Annotated in this window: 11 protein-coding genes and 1 pseudogene; 6 read left to right on the top strand and 6 right to left on the bottom strand. The window is 60.6% G+C overall.

The features are described 5' to 3' along the window. Positions 1-188: 188 nt before the first annotated feature. A complete protein-coding gene (locus T8K17_RS06950; protein ID WP_322333768.1) occupies positions 189-908 on the bottom strand; it encodes a protoglobin domain-containing protein in 720 nt (239 codons plus the stop codon). On the opposite strand from T8K17_RS06950, the gene istA reads away from it, so the two are divergent. Both istA and istB read left to right on the top strand, forming a co-directional pair. Further along, positions 867-2,135, top strand: coding sequence for an IS21 family transposase (gene istA / locus T8K17_RS06955; RefSeq protein WP_028793183.1), 1,269 nt, complete (start codon positions 867-869; stop codon positions 2,133-2,135). The two genes, T8K17_RS06950 and istA, sit on opposite strands and share 42 nt — an antisense overlap. Then, complete coding sequence (gene istB / locus T8K17_RS06960; RefSeq protein ID WP_028793182.1) at positions 2,132-3,004, top strand: IS21-like element helper ATPase IstB; 873 nt, start codon at positions 2,132-2,134, stop codon at positions 3,002-3,004. The genes istA and istB overlap by 4 nt, the downstream gene beginning before the upstream one ends. 388 nt (positions 3,005-3,392) lie before the next feature. Here istB and T8K17_RS06965 read toward each other — a convergent pair whose 3' ends face one another. The 3 genes from T8K17_RS06965 to T8K17_RS06975 all read right to left on the bottom strand — a co-directional run bounded on the left by T8K17_RS06965 (position 3,393) and on the right by T8K17_RS06975 (position 8,145). Next, positions 3,393-6,455 (bottom strand): PAS domain S-box protein, encoded by a 3,063-nt coding sequence (locus T8K17_RS06965; RefSeq protein WP_322333769.1) that lies wholly within the window; start codon positions 6,453-6,455, stop codon positions 3,393-3,395. Between the two features lie 85 nt (positions 6,456-6,540). Next, positions 6,541-6,933, bottom strand: a complete 393-nt coding sequence (locus T8K17_RS06970; RefSeq protein WP_322333770.1) for a response regulator — start codon at positions 6,931-6,933, stop codon at positions 6,541-6,543. Between the two features lie 18 nt (positions 6,934-6,951). Then, on the bottom strand, positions 6,952-8,145 hold the full coding sequence (locus tag T8K17_RS06975; protein WP_322333771.1) for an EAL domain-containing response regulator: 1,194 nt from the start codon (positions 8,143-8,145) through the stop codon (positions 6,952-6,954). Between the two features lie 270 nt (positions 8,146-8,415). On the opposite strand from T8K17_RS06975, the gene T8K17_RS06980 reads away from it, so the two are divergent. Beyond that, positions 8,416-8,631, top strand: a complete 216-nt coding sequence (locus T8K17_RS06980; protein ID WP_322333772.1) for a hypothetical protein — start codon at positions 8,416-8,418, stop codon at positions 8,629-8,631. Positions 8,632-9,027: 396 nt separating this feature from the next. Continuing rightward, on the top strand, positions 9,028-9,924 hold the full coding sequence (locus tag T8K17_RS06985; protein ID WP_322333773.1) for an MBL fold metallo-hydrolase: 897 nt from the start codon (positions 9,028-9,030) through the stop codon (positions 9,922-9,924). Positions 9,925-10,109: 185 nt separating this feature from the next. Here T8K17_RS06985 and T8K17_RS06990 read toward each other — a convergent pair whose 3' ends face one another. Next, positions 10,110-11,057, bottom strand: a complete 948-nt coding sequence (locus tag T8K17_RS06990) for a hypothetical protein (protein ID WP_322333774.1) — start codon at positions 11,055-11,057, stop codon at positions 10,110-10,112. Positions 11,058-11,478: 421 nt separating this feature from the next. Between T8K17_RS06990 and T8K17_RS26280 the strand changes: the two are divergent. Together T8K17_RS26280 and T8K17_RS06995 are read left to right on the top strand one after the other, a co-directional pair. Further along, positions 11,479-11,973: pseudogene (locus T8K17_RS26280) on the top strand (DUF4347 domain-containing protein); the annotation flags it as partial. Between the two features lie 732 nt (positions 11,974-12,705). Then, positions 12,706-14,256: an autotransporter-associated beta strand repeat-containing protein gene (locus T8K17_RS06995; protein WP_322333775.1), complete on the top strand. Its 1,551-nt coding sequence runs from the start codon at positions 12,706-12,708 to the stop codon at positions 14,254-14,256. Positions 14,257-14,333: 77 nt separating this feature from the next. Here T8K17_RS06995 and T8K17_RS07000 read toward each other — a convergent pair whose 3' ends face one another. Further along, positions 14,334-15,704, bottom strand: coding sequence for a ferric reductase-like transmembrane domain-containing protein (locus T8K17_RS07000; protein ID WP_322334938.1), 1,371 nt, complete (start codon positions 15,702-15,704; stop codon positions 14,334-14,336). Positions 15,705-15,886: the final 182 nt, after the last annotated feature.

The following is a 15,886-nucleotide window of genomic DNA, read 5'->3' on the forward strand; positions in this document are numbered from 1 at the left end:
ACGCACATGGTCCTGCTGACGGCAATCTGTGTACAGCGACTACCGTTGGCGTTCCAGAAGGCCAAGCTTGCCTTCGAGGCGGAGCTGACCGGATCCGGCCTGACATTCTCGATCGTGCGGCCGACCGCCTACGCGGAAACCCAATATCGAGCGGGCGAGCAATGCCTCCGGCGGCCAGTGCGGCCCGGTCAGTCACTGAGGTCGAACACCCCGCGGGTCCCGTTCTTAGTCTTCAGGTCGAGATGATCGGCCAGGAAGTAGCACGATATCGCGATGTCCATGTCGAGCGAGACGACCTTGATAATTGACGAGACGACATTGGTCGACGCCATGGCGCCGGCGTGGTGGGTGATTGCCAGGGAGGCGAGTTCGCAGAGGATGCGGTTATAGCCGGAGAGATACAGGTACAGCGGCAGGCCGATGTAGTGGTGCACTAGGCCTACCCGCACCGCACCACGGATATAGGCCGGGGAGAAGTCGGCGGCGAAGAGCATCCGCCAATGAGCGCTCTGCCGAGCCTTCAGGTAGTTTACATCGCGGTCGACGAAGAACCGGCTGGTCTGCGGGAAGCTGGTCATGTGCTGGTAGAACTCGGCGATCATCGACGGCATATGCTCATCGATGATCGGGCAGAAGAGCTTGAGCGTGGTGCGGACGTTGTCGTCGATTGAGTCCAGGCGAAGGCGGGAATCGAACTGCTTTATGAGCTTCCCGACAATAAGGTGTTGATACCGGAGTGAATCTCCCCAGAACCGCCGTTTGAAAATTCCCCAGTTGGCGTGTCGCCGGTCATCCGGGGCGCGCCCCGGATGACCGGCGGCGGCGAGTTGCCGATGCTCCTCTCGGTCGGCGAGAGGAGTTCGGCGGTGATCAAACTGGGAGAGATGCTCATGATCTTGGAACTGCATCGGCAGGGGCTGTCTATATCGGCGATCGCACGGGAGAGCGGGTTCGACCGCAAGACCGTTCGTCGCTACATCGAGCGCGGCCTGGAGCCACCGAGCTATGGCCCACGCAGGCCACGGTCACGTCTGCTGGATCCGTACACCCCCTATCTGCGCGAACGCGTGATGACGTGGCCTGGCCTGACCGGCGCCCGGCTGCTGCGAGAATTGCGGGACCTCGGCTATAGCGGCGGCTATACGGCGGTGACGGATTATCTGCGTGATATCCGTCCCGCGCCGACACCGGGTTATGAGATCCGCTTCGAGACACCTCCCGGTCAGCAAGGACAGGTCGACTTTGCTCAGTTCCAGGTGGTGTTCACCGATGAGCCGGAACAGCCGCGGATCGTGTGGCTGTTCTCGCTGGTCCTGGGGCATAGCCGCCTGATCTGGGCACGGTTCGTCGCCCATCAGGACCTAGCGACAGTGCTGCGCTGCCACGTCGCCGCCTTCGACGCGATCGGCGGCGTGCCACGCGAGCTTCTCTACGACCGCATGAAGACGGCGGTGATCGGCGAAGCTGCTGACGGGGAGCCGCGCGGCATCGTCTACAACAGGGCCCTTGTGGATCTGGCCCGCCACTATGGCTTCCACCCGCGCGCGTGCCAGCCCTACCGGGCCAAGACCAAGGGCAAGGTCGAGCGGCCGTTCCGATACATCCGCGAGGACTTCTTCTTGGCCCGTTCGTTCCGCAACCTGGACGATCTGAACGAGCAGCTGCGGCGCTGGCTGGACAGTGTCGCCAATCCCAGGGTGCATGCCACAACCCGGCGGGTCGTGAACGAGGCGTTCGCCGAGGAGAAGCCGCACCTGCTGGTTCTGCCTCTGGCGCCGTTCCGCTCCGTACTACGTCTGGAGCGACGGATCTCCCGGGAAGGGATGGTAAGCGTCGGTGGCAACTTCTACAGCGTTCCGGATGCCACCCGGCGGCGCACGGTCGAGGTGCACACGCTCGCCCAGGAGATCAGGATCTTCGAGGACGGCACGTTGATCGCGACCCATCCGGTCCTGGAAGGCCGCCACCAGCGCCGGGTGGCTCCTGGACACCGAAAAGGAGGGGGCTCCACAGGACGAAGACGTGGAGCCGACGGAGATGTGGTCGTCAGCCGAACCGGCGACGTGGTCGCTCAGCGCTCCCTGGAGTTCTACGACGCTGTCGCTCGCCGTCTTGCCCGGGAGTGCCGGTCATGAGCGCTCCAGGTGATCTGACCCCGTCGACCCTGGAGCGGATCCGCCACGATCTGGTCGGTCTGAAAATGCCACGCGCCCTGGAAGCCCTCGATCAGGTCGTGCGCCGCCTCGAGCACGGGGAGATCGGTGCTCTGGAGGCCATCGACATGCTGCTCGCCGAGGAACTGACCCTGCGCGAGAACAGCCGCATCAAGACGGCCCTGCGCATGGGCCGACTGGCGACCATCAAGACGCTCTCAGGGTTCGACTTCTCCTTCCAGCCGTCGCTCGACCGCGATCGTATCCTCACCCTCGCACAACTCGGCTTTATCGGTCGCTGCGAGGTCGTCCACTTCCTCGGCCCGCCCGGCACCGGCAAGAGCCATCTGGCCATCGCCCTCGGCGTCGAGGCGGTGAAGGCAGGGCGCAGTGTCTACTTTTGCACACTCGCCGACCTGCTCGGGCAACTCGCCCGCGCCGAGCGCGAGGGACGGCTGACGGAACGCATACGCTTCTTCTGTCGACCGGCTCTGCTGATCGTTGACGAGATCGGCTACCTGCCCGTCGTTCCTGGGGGTGGCAACCTGTTCTTCCAGCTGGTCAACGCCCGATACGAGCGTGGTGCGATGGTCCTGACCTCCAACCGCGGCTTTGCCGAATGGGGCGAGGTGTTCGGAGACCCGGTCGTCGCCACCGCACTCCTCGACCGCCTGCTGCATCATGCTCTGGTCATCCAGATCGAAGGCTCCAGCTACCGGTTGCGCCAGCACGCCGACCTCATGCCCGAGCACGTCCGCTCCAAGGCTACCATCACACCGCCGACCCCAGCACCGCTACGACGGCCAAGGGGACGGCCGCCCAAAAACGACCACATCACCGCGACAACCTGACCGGCGAAACTGGGGAAATTTACTTCGGCGCTTCTGGGGAAATTACGGGCGGCATTGACAATAAGGTCCTCGACTTCGATGCCGGCCATGGCGTTCGCGGGCGGGCCTGGGGGCCTGGTACTCATTCGGAGAACCTCGTGGTTGGTGCCTCGGAGCAGCTCACCGAACCGCGGTCCCCGCTCGGGGCAGATGACATCGCTGGCAGCACATCACCGCCCACGTTCCCGACGGAGTGGGTACCGTCTAGCAGATCGGTTCTTGATTTCAGTCGACATTTCCCATGGACGGTAGCGTCGGTTTCTATAGCCGCGAGTCGCACAACCTTGGACACTAGGTCGACGGGGTATCGCGGCTAGTGATCGCTGTGAGCTACCCTGAACTTTCATCCTCACTTCGACAGAGTACGGGCATCCAGCAGACGTCTGACCGTGGTTGCCAGGTCAGCGTTCGTGTAGGGCTTCTTGAGGAGCAGATATTCCTCTTCGCTATTAACGCGTGTGTTGATCGACGCACCGGTGAAGCCGGATGCGAGGCAGATCTCGAGTTCCGGCCGCATCTGTCTGGCCCTTTTGGCGAGCGCAAATCCGTCGATGCCGCCGGGCATGATGACATCGGTAAATAGAAGGTCGATGTCCCAGTCGCTACGCAGGATAGCAAGCGCCTCTTCGGCATTGTGGGCGACGGCCGTTCGATATCCGAGCTCTGAGAGGATCGTGACCGCGATATCCGCGAGTTCCTGCTCGTCATCGACAATCAGGATCGACTCGTTTCCTGAATAGTCCTCGTCGGCCGCCGCCGGCGCCGCTGCACTGTTCGAGCTCGAAACGCCGTCGGCCGTAGCGACCGGGAGGAACAGCTTGAACGTGGTGCCAATCCCCTGCTCGGAATAGACGGAGACCGAGCCATTCGAGCGTTTGGCAAATCCGTAGACCATCGACAGACCGAGGCCCGTTCCCCGCCCTTGCTCCTTGGTGGAGAAGAACGGCTCAAAGATATGGGCAGCGACATCCGCGGACATCCCGGTCCCGGTATCGGAAATATCGATCTCGATGTATCGACCCGGCCTTAGGCCTTTGAACTGGGGCGACGGCTGTGCGGGAACCTCGATCAGTCCGGTCTCGATGATGATCTGGCCACCCTCCGGCATCGCATCCCGCGCGTTGATGCAGAGATTTGTGATCGCGTCCTCAAAGTCCCCCCTTTCGGCGTTCGCGTCGGGGAGGTCTTCTTCAAGGCGCAGATGGACCTTGACGGTCTCCGTGAGCGACTTCTGGATCAGGTCGTGCAGTTCGGTGATCGTTTCGTTGACGTCGATGGCAGCAGCCTCAGAAGGCATCTGTCGGGAGAAATTGAGCAGCCGGCGCGTGAGGTTGGCCCCGCGGCCCGCGGCGGTGAGGGCCTTGCCGATCTGGCGTTCCAGTTTGCTTTCGGGCTCCAGCTTGCGCTGCACCAGCTCCAGGTTGCCGCTGATGATTCCCAGTAGGTTGTTGAAATCATGCGCAACCCCTCCGACCATCTGGCCGATCGCGTCCATCTTCTGGGATTGGCGGAGCTTGGCCTCTAGCGCTCTCTCGTTGGTCACGTCGAGCATCGACGCGATGAAATGACGCTCATCACCGGAGGGGATCTCCGCAATACCCAGGTTTATCCTGACGCTTGTCCCGTCCTTGCGCTTGCCGAAGGTCTCGCGCCCGATGCCAATGATCTTGGCGTCGCCGGTATCAAGGTAGCGTTTCATGTATGAATCGTGCCGGACGCGGTCGTGATCGTTTACCAGCATCGAGACATTGCAACCGATCGCCTCCTGTGCGGAATACCCGAAGATCTTCTCAGCGGCCGCGTTGAAATCGATAATCTTTCCCGTGGCGTCGGCATGGATGAGGCCGATGGTGACGTTCTCGAACATCCGCCGGAGCATGGCTTCGGCATCGTTCAGTTTCTCAAGGGTCAGATGCTCGTCGGTCACATCGGCGCCGGTCCCACGGTAACCCTGAAACTCATTAAGCTCGTTGAACACAGGATTACCCGAAACCGCGATCAGTCTCTGCGTGTTGTTCGGGGCGATCGTCCAGTAGCGGAAGTCCCGAAACGGCTTGCGATCGGCCAAAAGCCGCCGATGCTCGACCCATTTGGGCGAGTTCGTATCTTCGGCCGCCACCTCTTCGCGGGTCTTCATATAGATGAGGCTCTGCGCGAAATTCTCCGGAGCCCGGTGGCCGTTCTCCGTGTATGAGAAGCGGTGATCGACGTCGGTCTCCCAGATCCAATCGGAGGCGGTATCTGTGAAGTCCTTGAACCGCTGCTCACTTTCCCGCAGAGATTTCTCACGGTTCTTGAGGTCGGTGATGTCGGTCCGAACCCCGACAATCCCTCCGTCCTGTGTTCTCTGCTCCGAGATCTTGAGCCATCGACCGTTGGCGATCTCCTGCTCGACGACCTGGCATTCGAGATGCTTGCGCGTGCGGTCGGCCAGCCATTCTTCTTCGCGGCCTCGGGCTTCGGGAAAGAGACCCAGTTCAACGGCTCTTCTGTTGATCTCCGTAAGTGTGCGCCCCACTACGATCACTTCGCCCCTTGAGTTGTAAAAATCCCTATAGACGTTGTTGCATAGAACCAGTCGGTCATCTTTGTCGAACAGGGCAAATCCTTCATTAATGGAATTCAATGCCATATCGAGCTGCTTTCGGTAGGAATTTCCTGCCCGAACTGCTTCCTCCAACCTGTGTTCTTGCTCGATTTTTTCCGAAATATCTTGAATGAAAACGAAAAATCGATCCGGAAACTGATCTGAATATGAGATCACGACCTCAACGGGTAGTTTTCCGCCTTCCTTCTTACGATGAACCGTCCGGAAGCGGGCGTATCCGGTATTCATTATGAGATCGATTTTACGGCGAACTTCACGCTCCTCTTCAAGGTCATCCAGATCAGATACCTTCATAGAAGTCATTTCATCGGAAGAATATCCGGATAACTTACAGTATGCTGAATTCGTCTGGATGATATCGGCCTCACCATTGACGACCCAGAAGCCCAGATCGGTCGTATTGATGGCGGTCTGATAGGTTCTCCGTGATATATTCAGTTCTTCTTCAAGTCTCATCTTTTCAGAAATGTCACTAACGATTCCGCAGATTATCTCTTTCTGATTTGAGATAATCAATGTAGTATTGACGTCAACATCAATTATGTTTCCGTCTTTATCGATATGCTTGGAAATGAAGTGTGCGGTCTTTCGCACACGTAACTGCTCTAGAGAATGATGCCACTGAGCTTCCGAATGATTTGCATCGATTTCGTAAACATAAAGCTTTTTTATTTCTTCATTAGAATATCCTAGAGCTCTGCATGCCGCCGGATTGGCATCCAGTATTTTCCCCTGTGTATTCGCAATGAAGACCTGAAGGTCAGAGTAAAGCAGAATATTTGTACATATCTCATGATCCAGCATCATTGGATCCTTCTTCTATCTTTAAGGTCACTTTCCGAAGGGTTCAGGGTGACCGGGGATCTGGATGCCGCCATTGGATCGGAGTTCAGCATTGTGCGGGGCGCGCTTCTGCAAGCGCACGGGTCTTGGAAATGACGGCATCGAGGGAAGCCGGCTTGACCAGGATGCCCACGACATGCAGTCCGCGTCCTCGCCCGATCGACTCGGCAATGCGAAGGTAGTCTGCCTGGAAGCCGCTCATCAGAACGACGGGTATGTTCGCGTTGCGCGCGGCAATTTCCTGAAGAAACTCGATTCCGTCCATGTCCGGCATGACGATGTCGGTTATGACGCCGTGGATCTGCTTGCTGGTTATGAACGTCAGGGCCTGCTCAGCCGACGTGGCGACCAGCGGTGTGTAACCGGCCAGTGTCACCCCCTCTTCGACGAACTCCGCGAAGTCGACATCGTCGTCAATGATCAGGATATAGCCCGACAATCGACCGACCTCCGTACCTCACGCGCTGCCGTGGCGGGTTCCAAAGCCGCTCTCGGCCAACCATGTCTGAAGCTGGTCCGGCGGCATCGGTCTTGCGCAATGGAAGCCCTGGAGTTCATCGCAGCCGATCGCCTTGATCAGATCCATGGACGCCTGATCCTCGACACCCTCAGCCACGACCGTCAGGCCCAGACGGTGGGCAAGTTCGGTTGCCATCGTTGCAATTGTCTCACATTCCGAATCTTCGCAGATGTGAGAGATGAACGTCTGGTCGATCTTCAGTTCCGTGAAAGGAAGTCGAACCAGTTGCTGCAGCGACGAATAGCCGGTGCCGAAGTCATCGATCGCCAAACCGAAACCCTTCATGCGCAGTCGGGTCAGGATGTCCATGTATCTGCCGGCATCCGACATGACGGCCGTTTCCGTCACTTCCACGATCACATCGGACGTATCGACGCCATTGTGCCGCGTCAGCGCCGTCAGTTTTTCCGGGAGATCGAGGTCTGCGATCGAAGCGGGAGACAGGTTGATCGAAACGGTGAACCGGTGGCCGTCCCGGTTCCATCTTCCCAACTGCTCGATGGCAGTCCTGGCGACCAGATAGTTGATGCCGTCAATCAGGCCATGCTGCTCGGCGAAGGGGATGAAGTCGCCGGGGCTGGTAAAGCCTTTGTCGGGGCGTACCCAGCGGATCAGGGCCTCGACGCCGCAGACCGAATGGTCCGATAGCCTGATCTGCGGCTGATAGGCGAGCGTGAACTGCTCCTCCCTGATCGCAGTGTCTATGTCCTCCGCCGTGAAGTCCTGGGCCGCGGCCCGCGCACTATCGGTCTGCGGCGGCTTGAAATGGCTGAGGACCGCGTCGAGCTCGCCGATGCTGAACGGCTTCTGCAGGGTTCCGAGGACAGGAAACTTCCACTCGGTTGCCAGTTCCTTGGCCGAATATAGAACCGATGCGTCTTTGCCGCTCATGAAGATGAGAGACACGTGCGAATTGTTGTCGTGCAGGAACCGCAGAACCTCGATCCCGTCCAGGCCTGGCATGAACAGATCGAGCAGGATGAGCGCATGCTTGGACGAGTATACGCTTCCGATATCGGTCGCGTCGGTACAGATATCGGCCTCGTACCCAAGGGCATCGAGGGCGTCGCCGACGAACTCGGCAAAATCTGGCTCATCGTCGATAATCAGAAAACGCATGGCCTTATCCATCAAGCCTTCGTCTCCTTGTCGGCGGTTGGACGATAACCAATCAAAAATTAAATATAATAGATTAAAATTTAACTAACCTAGTGGGGCTTCCAGGGGGGCCTCAAGGTTGGTTCGTCAAACCTCGCTAAACAGACCAAACCATGAACATGCGAAGTCGGCTCTCCTCTGGCGAATGCCTTTGACCTGAGCCCTGAGTTTCCTCCGGCTTTTGGTTGAGACCGGGCATCGATTGATTGTGACGGTCCGCTCGTCGGTGCAGTGGAGAAGGTCATGACCCCGCTGGCGGGCCGAGTGCACGGCAGCCTTGGCGAACTCCGGGCCTCCCCCGACGGCACGCCATTTCTGGAGCGTGCGGACGGAGTAGCCGAGCAGTTCGCACGCACTCTATTCGTTCAGGATTTGGGGGGGATGGTAGTCGGCCGGCATCTTGTCATCCTCCATTGCGTTGCTGATGCAGTGAAGGTGCGCGCAGTACTCATGCCGTAAAATCCCGCAGGCTTAATTTGAGATATCCCGCTCAATCGCCATGGGCGGGCTCATTAAATCTTCATATTTCAGTCGGTTGTGCATGGTCTGACTGTTTGAGTGGGGCCGGTTTACCGCCGGCTTCGCAACGCTTTCTAGGCACTCACATCCCGTGAAAAACGTAATACCATGGCGGTCACTCCACGAAAGCTGGAGCAACAAGCACCCGGAGACGGAGGGCCTGCACTCTCCGCAACCGCGGAGGGCCGATCCCACCGTCCCTGGGAATGACATTAGGGAGAAGACGTTATGCGCGATCTTACACTCACCCGCCGTCAAGCTTTGGTCGGAGCCGCCGCTCTGACAGGATCGACCCTTATCGCAGCGAAGAGCAGGCCGGCACGGGCTGCCGCACCGATGGCCGCCGACCAGGCCCCGTATTTCTACCGCTTCAAGCACGGCTCGATGCAGGGCACCGTCGTCTCCGACGGCGTGCTGCCGCTGGGCGAGCCGTCCGCCAGCTTCCTGGGGACGACCAAGGAAGAGGTCGGGTCGATGCTCACCAGCAACTTCCTGGATCCGACCAGCGTCGTGCTCGAACAGAATATCCTGGTGCTGAATACCGGGTCCAAGCTGGTGCTCTTCGATACGGGCATGGGCGAGTCTCCGATTTTTGGCCCCACCCCCGGAAAGATGATGGCCAATCTGAAGGCCGCGGGCATCGACCCGGCGGCGATCGATGCGGTGGTCTGCACCCATGCCCATTGCGACCATGTCTGGGGCATCATGACCAGCCGCGGCGAGCGCAATTTCCCCAATGCGCAGATCTACATTTCGCAGGCCGATTTCGAGTTCTGGACCGACGAAGCCAAGCTGTCGATGACCGAACCCGGCTACATGAAGGCGTTCGTCGAGGGCGCGCGCCAGAACCTGCTGCCGAACCGGGACCGCATCATCTTCATCAAGGATGGCGAGGAGTTCCTACCCGGCATCCAGGCCATGACCGCACCGGGCCACACCATCGGCCACATGATCTTCCTGATCACCTCCGAGGGCGAGACCATGGCGGCGATCGGCGACACCACGCACCATCACGTGCTCCTGCTGGAGAAGCCTCTGATGGAATTCGCCTATGACACCGACCCGAAGCAGTCGGCCCAGACCCGATACAAGGTGCTCGACATGCTGGCCACCGACCGGTTGCCGATGATCGCCTACCATTTCCCATGGCCCGGCATCGGCCATATCGCCAAACGGGGCGAGGGCTTCCAGTACTATCCGGCACCGATGGTCATGCAGGAACTGCCGTCGTAACCATCGGCTCAAGCGGCCGAACCGGCCTGCTGCCGTCCGCCAGATCACAATCGAATGGACGGCAGAAGGCGTCAGAGCCTGGGCGGGCCCCTGAGCGCGAACATTGAGGGGACCGCCAGAGGGATCCAACATTCCCGGTCCGAGCTCCGTCGCCATGCCCAGCGAGGATGCCCGTAGGCTGTCTTCTAGCGGGCGAGACTCTTCCCGATCATGGTGTTGAGGCTCGCAATCGACGCCTCGATCACACCGCGGTCGCCGGAGGCGAGCAGAAAATCCAGAATGTCGGGGGCAAGGCCCGCCGCCTGCTCGGCCGTCATCCCGCAACACGACAGGCGACGCTCAACCTCGTCCGACGACGCGTCGAAATAGCCGCTCATACCGTCCGGAGATGCGACGCCCTCCGGCAGTCGAAGGCTGAGGACACGGCAGGCGATGGGCCGCATTTCGGTGTCGCTCAGGGTGACCCCGCTCATGATACCGGCAAGCACGGCCGCGGGAGCGGGCGGGATCACGTAGGTGAACGTGATGGCCATCTCGACATCCATATCGACCAGAGGGGCGATCATGTTCCGGCCGACTCTCTGTACCTGTCCGGAAAGGGTCAACGTATCCCAGGGCAGATGTTCGGCATACTCGAGCCCCCACTCTCCCGCACCGCCGTCCTGAGACAGGGTGGACACGCCACAGATCATCATTCCGGGCCAGTGCGGAGACCAGGCCCGCGAGATCGACAGATACCGTCCGGCGAGATAGTCCGGAAGCTGACCGGCCGGATAAACCGGTCTCTCCTCGGGTTGTCTCGAGGGGGATAGGGGAAGATCCGGCATCTGGTCGCCATAAAGCTCGGCGAGCAGGCTGCAGAAAGCCTCATAACTGCAGGTCCGCAGCTCCTCGCCGGTGACAGTGGGTCCGAGCAGCCTGGCGAGGTCGTCATAGACAGAATGGTTCCGCGGGCTCGCACGTCCCTGAATCCATTTATAGGCCCGTACAGGATCATAGCTCGTATCCGGGTTCGAGGCCTTCAATCGCGTGTACAGCGCTTTTTGGGTCTCGCAACCGGTCAGCCGCATGATCAGACGGAGCTTGTCGGCAAATCTGTGCGCAGCGCCTTCGCCACGGTCGGAACCGCTCAACAGAAACTTCCTTTGGAAAATTTGGAAATCGTATTGGTAATGTCCGGCCGACCATACCGTGAACGGCGGCTTCGGCGCCAACAAACAATATTAAATCATCACATTCTTGTTCCGCATGGCTGCATCACGCCTGGGCTTTAAATAACCGCTAATCATTATACAGAACTTGTTCAATATTTTGATAAAACTATAAATAAAATCGACGTCGCTGTATTTATCATTTTTGGAACTTCCAACCATTCCAACCTCCTGCAGCAACCTCCTGATTTAAAGTACCCGTTGCGTCCTCACCTGCCGCAGCTTGCCCCTCGGCAGGCGCAGCCATGGACCGGCTCGAAGCGAATGATGCGGCAGAGCGGCCGGGGATGGCGCCGGCACATGAGCAACCGCTCAAGAAAATCCAGCCAAACAAGGATCTGCGATGTCCCCCAACGTCTCCCGGAGCTGTGGCGCCATCGCTCCTGCGGTTTCCCTTTCGTCCGCACAGCGTGTACTGGCCGTCATCGACGCGGCGACGCCACGGCCGGACCTCCTGGTGGCCGGGGCCGATCCGGAGGCCGTCATTGTCCGGCTTTCGGCATCAACCCGGGGGGATCCGATCGCAGCGGCCCTGGCCGGCACGGATCGGCCGGTCAAGGCGCTTCACATCGTCAGTCATGGCGCGCCGGGGCGCCTGACAATCGGCGGGGAGACACTGGACGCCCGGGCGCTGGCCGCGCGGGGGCGGCGCTGGCGCCGCTCCCTGGCGCCGGATGCGACCATCGTGCTCTACGGCTGTTCCGCCGGGCGCGGTGCGGCCGGACGAGCGCTGGTCCGGGACCTGGCGCGTGCGACCGGCGCCCGCGTGCTGGCCTCCTCGACCCCGACGGGCTCAGCAGTGCGGGGCGGCGACTGGCGCTTCGACGTCGCCGCCGGTCCGGCGCGGCCGGGCCCGTCCATCACGGCAAGCGCCTTCGGTTGCGTACACGACACCTGGCCGGGACTGCTGGTCGATATCACCAGCACCGCAGGCGACACCGGTACCGGGACCCTCGGGCTCGCGGCGCAGTCTACCAACGCGACGTACACTTTCGTGGACCTGTCCGGCACCATCACCCTGGACTCCGCGATCACCCCGCCCAATCCCGGTTCAACCATCACCTGGACCTATGGCGGGTCGACCACGAACCTGACCATCGATGGCGCTGCGATCGATACCACAGATTCAGGCTTTAAGGCCGATATCGGGGCAGGCAACGTACTGACGGTCGACTCCAATATCGTTGGACCAAATTCGGCCACTGTAAGCTCCGGAACCCTGGTGTTGAACGGGACAGTCACCGGGGCAGCCATTATCCAGGGAACCGGAACGCTGCAACTCGGCACCGGATTCAGTACGAATGATAGACTTTATATAGATAGCAGCAATTCTACGCTTAAATTTTCTGGATCTCAAACATATTCATTTGATACTATAATTGAGGATGGCATATCTACAATTATAGACACCGGATCGAATAATATTTCTCTGTCGGGAAATTTATCTATATCGATTGGATCTGCGAATTTTTCAAAAACAGGCAGCGGAAAGCTCACCTTATCTGGGCACAGCTCTCAAATGGACCCCACAATCACTGAGGGAACGCTTTCGGTTTCTGCCGATACTGGCTTGGGCAGTACGGTCACCCTGAACGGCGGCACGCTGGAAGTCACCTCGGCCACGACGATCAGCCGCGATATCGTGCTGGGCTCCTCCAGCGGAACCATCTCGACAACGGCGGACGTCACCTTCTCAGGTGTCATGTCCGGATCGGGGACTCTGACCAAGACCGGGGCGAATACCGTGACCCTGTCCGGCACCAACACCCATTCCGGCGCGACCGTGGTTTCCGCCGGAACCCTGAAACTGTCCGGCGGCAACGCCCTGTCCGATACCGGCACGGTGACCGTCGCCTCCGGCGCCACGCTGGATCTCGACGGCACGACCGAGACCATCGGTTCGCTCAGCGGCTCGGGAACCGTCAATGTCGGCGCCGGGGCCATCACCCTGTCCAATGCGGGCCTCAGCGCCTTCTCCGGGACGATCAACGGCACCGGCACCTTCACCGTCGCCTCCGGCGTGACCCTGGGCGGGACCAGTACCTACAACACGCCGGTCACGGTCGCGAGCGGCGGCACCATCGCCCCCGGCAACAGCCCCGGCACGATCTCCACCGGCAACCTGATACTCGCCAGCGGCTCGACCGCCAGCATGGAGATCAACGGCACGACGGCCGGAACCGGGTACGACCAGGTTGTCGTCACCGGAACGGTGACGATCAACGGCGCTACGCTGTCCACCAGCTTCGGCTTCACATCGGCGAACGGCAACGTCTTCACCCTGATCGACAATGACGGGGCCGATGCGGTCACCGGCACCTTCAGCGGTCTGGCCGAGGGCGGCAGCTTCGTCTCGGGCGGGCGCAGCTTCCGGATCAGCTATACGGCCGGGGACGGCAACGATGTCACCCTGACCGATATCACACCCGCCCCGGAAAGCTCCGGCAGCGGCAGCGGTAGCGGTAGCGGCGGCGGAAGCGACAGCCTCGTCGGAACGTCGGGCGACGACAGCCTGACCGGCGGCAACGGCGCCGGCACCATCTCCGCCCTGGCCGGAAACGACACGCTCTGCGGAAGGGCCGGCAACGATACGCTGTCCGGCGGGGCCGGGGCCGACCTGATCTACGGCAACCAGGCGGACGACCTGATGTACGGCAATCAGGGCAGCGACACCCTGTTCGGCGGCCAGAACGCGGACACCCTGTTCGGCGGACAGGATGCGGACATCGTCTACGGCAATCGCGGCGCGGACCTGATCTACGGCAATCTCGGCGTCGACACCCTGTACGGCGGGCAGGAGGCCGACACGCTCTACGGCGGACAGGGCGACGATGCCCTGTTCGGGAACCTGGGGGCGGACCGGTTCGTCTTCACTGCGGACAGCGGCGCCGATGCGATCTACGACTTCTCTGGCGTGGGCGGCCCGGGTGCGGAGGGCGACGTGATCGCCGTCGCGGCCAATATGAACGGCAGCGGCATCGCGACCGCGGACGATCTGCTGGCGCGCACCGCCACCGACTCCGCCGGAAATGCGGTGCTCGATCTCGGGTCGGGCAACAGCGTCACCCTGGTCGGCGTGGCGCCGGCTGGCCTGACCGCGGGGGATTTCCTATTGCTGTAGAAAGGACGGTCCGGTCCGACCGCATCCTGCGGTAACAGAAAGCCTCGCAGGGCCCTGTTATCCAGAGTACGGCCCCCTCAATGGAAGTAGAAGTCCTCGGCGATAATCCTTTCGGCAGGAATGCCTGCCTCTCGAAATTGCCGGGTCATGTCGCGAATGAATTCTGGACGGCCGCAGAGCATCACGGCGACCCCGTCAAGGGATTGTGTGGCTTCCAACAGTTCCTTGGCCGTCGGACGGCCGCGTTCGGCCGTCTGCCAGAGGTCGTAGTCGATATAGGAATCGGCTTTCGGCACCGCTTCCTGGATTTCGGCGTCATAGGGCGCGCTTGTCTCGTCCTTCACGATGTAATAGAGCCAGATCCGGCGGAAGTCGTTGTTGACGATTTCAAAGCGGAGCATGCTCAGAAAGGGTGTGATCCCGATTCCGGAGCCGACACAGAGGAGACGGCGGTAGCCGGCATACCGATGGGGCGTGAACCCGCCAAAAGGTCCGAATACCTCGATCGGATCCCCGGGATTCAGACTGAGCAGGTCACGGGTAAAATCGCCGACCATCTGTACCGATACCCGCAGGTCCCTCTCCGCGGGTGAGGAAGAGATCGAGAAGGGATGCAGTTCCCGTCGGTCCCGATCGGGCCGATTGATGAAGACGAAGGTCCCCGGCTCGTAGATCATCCGCCGGGACTTCGGGCGCATCATCACATCCACCGAAGTCTCCGATGTCCGCTCCACCCGCTGGACCGAATACCTGAACCGGGGCGCGATCCAGCGATAGAGGACGACCCTGTAGAGCCAGGCGCCGGTCCCGACCAACACCAGAAGCCACATCCAGAAACGCAACGGTTCGTAGGCGTTGATCGTCGGGCCTGCCGCCAAAGCATGCGCCGAGGTCAGGATGAAGATCGGTCCGAAAAGGCCATGCAGGGCGAGCCAGCGCTCGTAGCGCAGGCGCTTGGTGTAGGCGAGGGCCGTCCAGCCGATGACCAGCCAGAGGATGAGAGCATTGAATCCTTCGGCGCCGCGCGGCGAGTGGAAGGGAATGAACAAGTCCGCGAGCGACCCGCCGAAGCCCAACTGCGGTGGAACATAGAGAACCACGTGAACCAGCACCAAACCGACGGTGATCGGTCCGAGTTGTCGGTGCAGACGGACGGCCCGGTCCAGCCCGCCGAAAAACGGTTCGATCTTCCGTGATCGGGTGTTTGCGAGGAGAAGAAGAGCGAAAAGAGTGATCGACCAAGCGGAAATCAGGAGACTCGGATCCAACCAGGAACGGAACGGCCCGGGCATGGCCATGGCACTCCGGCCCATGGCCCAGAGGAAGGTGGTGATCGTCAGTGCCGAGATCACGAGCCACCAACCCGGTGCGACCGCGACGAGGCGCCGCCGCAGGCGCTGGGCAAAGTCGGGGTCCTCCGGTGTTTCCGGTTTCTCTAGATTGCGCACGCTCAAACGATCGGCCCCCCTCGGTAGGTCGACTCGATTAGACCAGTTCTCGTCACATCGCGCGATATGCGGTGCCGGCCAAAGCCGAGCCTCGGTCGGTGCGGACCAAGTCGGCGACTAACTGGTCGATCTCGTCGTCCGAATTGTCGCAATGGGGCGATACCCGAAGCATCCCCGCGGAA

The sequence above is a fragment of the Thalassobaculum sp. OXR-137 genome (assembly GCF_034377285.1).
Taxonomy (GTDB): domain Bacteria; phylum Pseudomonadota; class Alphaproteobacteria; order Thalassobaculales; family Thalassobaculaceae; genus Thalassobaculum.